Source organism: Rhodovulum sp. (assembly GCF_011048875.1).
GTDB classification, from domain to species: domain Bacteria; phylum Pseudomonadota; class Alphaproteobacteria; order Rhodobacterales; family Rhodobacteraceae; genus Rhodovulum; species Rhodovulum tesquicola.
Map to the genome: position 1 here is coordinate 1 of NZ_DSDD01000393.1, position 2659 is coordinate 2659.

At 68.4% G+C, this 2659-nt stretch carries 3 protein-coding genes; 2 read left to right on the forward strand and 1 reads right to left on the reverse strand.

The window, feature by feature from the left end:
- The coding region (locus ENN83_RS13700) for a hypothetical protein (RefSeq protein ID WP_287187831.1) at window positions 1-255 on the forward strand (255 nt) is incomplete at its 5' end.
- 55 nt (window positions 256-310) lie between these two features.
- Here ENN83_RS13700 and rimO read toward each other — a convergent pair.
- Window positions 311-1687, reverse strand: a complete 1377-nt coding sequence (rimO, locus tag ENN83_RS13705) for a 30S ribosomal protein S12 methylthiotransferase RimO (RefSeq protein WP_287187832.1) — start codon at window positions 1685-1687, stop codon at window positions 311-313.
- Between the two features lie 106 nt (window positions 1688-1793).
- On the opposite strand from rimO, the gene ENN83_RS13710 reads away from it, so the two are divergent.
- On the forward strand, window positions 1794-2659 hold an 866-nt coding region (locus ENN83_RS13710; protein WP_287187834.1), incomplete at its 3' end, for an AsmA family protein.

Here is a 2659-nt window from a genome sequence, read left to right on the forward strand (position 1 = left end):
GGCTCGCGCCGCGTGACCTTCTTCCTCATCGCATCGCGCAGGCCGGGAAAGGCGGGCTGTTTCGGCATCGGCGGGGCTCCTTGCAGGGATGTCCCAGCCTATCAGCTCAGGCTGAAATCGGCAGGTTTTTCAGACCTTCCTAAACTGAATCATGGTGAGGGGGCCTGCCTTGAAAACTGGACTTTCTGGCTTCGACAACCGAAAAATACCTTCTTTCAAAAGCTTACGCTACCCTCACCACATCCTCGTGTATAATTCAGGCTAAAGCCTCGGGCGGCGCTGTTAAGGGCAAGGTTCGAAATTCGCCGGTTCAGTACAGACGGCGGCCCCACAGATCATACTCCCCCGCCTCATCCACCTCGACCGTCACGATATCGCCCGGCGCCAGCCCCCCGGTGTCCTCGTCGATGAACAGGCAGCCGTCGATCTCGGGCGCATCCGCCATCGTCCTGCAGGTGGCCACCCCGTCCTCGTCCACCTCGTCGACGATCACCTCCAGCCGCTGGCCGACCTTCGCCGCCAGTTTCGCCGCGGAAATCGCCTGCGCCTTTTCCATGAAGCGGTGCCAGCGCTCGTCCTTGACCTCGTCGGGAACGTGATCGGGCAGGGCGTTCGACCGGGCGCCTGCAACATTCTCGTAGCGAAAGCAGCCCACGCGATCCAGTTGCGCCTCGTCCAGCCAGTCCAGCAGCGTCTGGAACTCGGCCTCGGTCTCGCCTGGAAAGCCCACGATGAAGGTGGACCGCAGCGCGATGTCGGGGCAGTCGCGCCGCCAGGCCGCGATCTCGTCCAGCGTCCCGGCCGCCGCCGCCGGGCGGGCCATGCGTTTCAGCGTGTCGGGATGGGCATGCTGGAACGGGATGTCCAGATAGGGCAGCACCAGCCCGTCCGACATCAGCGGGATCAGCTCGCGCACATGCGGGTAGGGATAGACGTAGTGCAGCCGCACCCAGGCCCCCAGACCCCCCAGGTCGCGCGCCAGATCCGTGATATGCGCGCGGTGGCCGTTCTCGGTGGCATGTTTCAGGTCCAGCCCATAGGCCGATGTATCCTGGCTGATGACCAGCAATTCCCGCACGCCCGCCTCGACCAGCCTTTCCGCCTCGCGGATCACGGCATGCGCCGGGCGCGAGACCAGCCGCCCGCGCATGTCGGGGATGATGCAGAAGCGGCAGGCGTGATTGCAGCCCTCGGAAATCTTGAGATAGCTGTAATGGCGCGGCGTCAGCGTGACCCCCGACGCAGGCAGCAGGTCCACGAACGGGTCGGGATCGGGCGGCACGGCGGCATGCACCGCATCCAGCACCTGTTCGTATTGATGCGGGCCTGTCACCGCCAGCACGCTGGGATGCGCGCCGGTGATGTAACCCGGCTCCGCGCCCAGGCAGCCCGTGACGATCACCCGACCGTTTTCCCTAAGCGCCTCGCCGATCGCCTCCAGGCTTTCGGCCTTGGCGGAATCGAGGAACCCGCAGGTATTCACGATCACCGCGTCCGCGCCCGCGTAATCGGGGCTGATCGCATAGCCCTCGGCACGCAGTCGCGTCAGGATCCGTTCGCTGTCGACCAGCGCCTTGGGACAGCCGAGAGAGACCATGCCGATGGTCGGCCGGCTGGGGCGGGGGGCATCCTCGATCCGGGCGCGGGGCGCGCGGTCGGGACGCAGATCGGGCGGGTTCGTTACCATGGGGCGCATATAGCGACGCGCGCGGTCGCGGGAAAGTGGAGAACCCGCGCTTGCCCCGGCGCCTGCCCTGCGCCTAGTCTTGGGCAGCACAACCGAAAGGTGCGCCATGCGCTGGATCATCCGTCTGCTTCTTGCCCTTGTCGTTCTGGCCGGGCTGATGGTGGGCGGGCTGTTCCTGCTGCCGGCCGACAAGGTCGCCGCACTGGTGCAGGACCAGGTCCGCAGCGCGACCGGGCGCGAACTGACCATGTCGGGGCGGCTGACCCCGTCGCTCTGGCCCGAGATCGGGGTGGCGACCGGGCCGGTCACGCTGTCCAATGCCGAATGGTCGGATGCCGGCCCGATGCTGGCGGCCGAGGGGTTGTCGGTCGGGCTGGACCTCAAGGCGCTGATCGGGGGCGAGGTCGTGATCCGCGAGATCGTGACGCAATCGCCCCGGATCGTGCTGGAACGCGCCGCGGACGGGCGCGCGAACTGGGACTTCCCGCCGCGCGCCGCGGCGCCCGCCACCGCCGGGCCGGGCGGCGCGGGAAAGGCCGCGCGCGGCTTCACGCTGGATGCCGGGCGGATCACCGATGGCACCTTGATCTATCACGACCGCGCCACGGGCACCCGCACGGAACTGGCCGGGGTCGATGCCACGCTCGCCCTGCCGCAGCAGGACGGCCCTGCCCGGGTCGACCTCGCGGCGGTCCTGAACGGCCAGGCCCTGGCCGCGACCGCCCGGATCGCGCGCGTCGAGGATTTCATCGGCGGCGCGGTCTCCGGCCTTGTGCTCGACGCGACGCTGGGCAATGCCCGGGCCGGTTTCGACGGGCAGGCAGGGCTCGCGCCGCTCTCGGCCGAGGGCGCACTCGATGCCGACCTGGCCGATCTGCGGGCGATCTTCGCCGCGCTGGGCCAGCCCGCACCCGCCGGGATCGCGCGGCAACTGGGCCTCAAGGGCCAGATTGCCTACTCCCCCGACGGCAC

Coding starts and splice junctions, on each gene's coding strand:
- rimO (WP_287187832.1), bottom strand. CDS start 1,687: ATGGTAACGAACCCGCCCGATCTGCGTCCCGACCGCGCGCCCCGCGCC.